2 protein-coding genes are annotated in these 1,026 nt (G+C 47.2%); both read right to left on the bottom strand.

Annotated elements, in window-relative coordinates; genetic code table 11:
* Positions 1 to 9 precede the first annotated feature (9 nt).
* Positions 10 to 705: a hypothetical protein gene (locus DDR33_RS20985; protein ID WP_109417763.1), complete on the bottom strand. Its 696-nt coding sequence runs from the start codon at positions 703 to 705 to the stop codon at positions 10 to 12.
* Between the two features lie 122 nt (positions 706 to 827).
* Positions 828 to 1,026, bottom strand: a 199-nt coding sequence (locus DDR33_RS26775; RefSeq protein ID WP_238387884.1) for a hypothetical protein, incomplete at its 5' end; no start/stop codon positions are given.

The raw sequence follows: 1,026 nt of genomic DNA, 5'->3' as shown, positions 1-1,026 counted from the left end.
TTCCCGGGGCTACTCCAGGCAGCCCTGGGTGGGTTTTTGGCGGTGTTTGAAGAGCAACTGGTAGGGGGTGATGACGGACTTGATGGATGAGCAGTTGGTTTCTTTGTTGGGGATGGTGGCGGGATCGGGGTTGTTTTTGGCTTTTGAACGGACGGTGTATTTCTTTTCAAGGCATTTTACGGGCTTTTGATTGACGAGGTAGATACGCTGTTCGGTGATATTGTCCCGGGTGGTTCCTTCGGGGCCTGATTCGAATGACCATGTGGTGTTTTGGCGGTGTACGAAAAAGAGGGTGCTGTCTTGCACGAAGTAACGGTCGGTGGCGGAATAGTGATCGTATTCGTTATACTGGTGGACGATGAGGCGTAAGCGGCCTTTTTCTGTGTAGTAGCTTACGGTACCGTTTTTTTCACCGTTACAAGAGTATTTGAAAGTTGTGGAATCGAGCGCGCCTTTTTCTGCTTTATCCATAATACCGGCATAGGCTTTTTGGATTTCTTCGGTATTGGCAGGGGCCTTGGCGGCTTCGGTTGCAGATTGGGGTTCAGCGGTTGTTGACGAAAGGGTGTCGTGCTGGGTAGAGTTGTTCTGGGTATGCGTGGTGTCGTGATCGTGCGCTGAATCTGGCTGGCGGTTACTGGTACAGGACAGGCTCAGTACTATGATAAAAGAGCAAAGGGTGTGAATGATCGTGTAGTTTTTCATGGGAATCTGAGAAGCAAGGATGGTGCCATTTGGGTAGCTAAATGTTAAAAGTTGAATGAATTATGGGTTATGGGTTGAGGGTTTTGGAGTGAAAAGTGATGGGGAGAGATGAAAACCGGGTGTTAATGATTAAAAATTGTGTTTTGGACATGAATAAAAGTTGCCATAAATAATGGTTGCATAAATTGCTGATTTTTAATCGTTTGTGCGTGGTGTGTTGATGCGTTGAGTAAGTGCTGGTTTGTTTCAGGTGTGCGGGATGTCGGTCTTCCCGCTTGGTTGAAACGTTTCGTGAGCTTATGAAACCTATTTTCGGCACTT

Source organism: Pararcticibacter amylolyticus, from assembly GCF_003130405.1.
Lineage (GTDB): Bacteria > Bacteroidota > Bacteroidia > Sphingobacteriales > Sphingobacteriaceae > Arcticibacter > Arcticibacter amylolyticus.
The sequence above is the reverse complement of the archived record's forward strand: the minus strand, read 5'-3'. Positions and strand labels throughout refer to the sequence as shown.

Bases quoted from the DNA above. Each gene is read 5' to 3' on its own strand.
- DDR33_RS20985 (WP_109417763.1), bottom strand. From the start codon at position 705: ATGAAAAACTACACGATCATTCACACCCTTTGCTCTTTTATCATAGTA.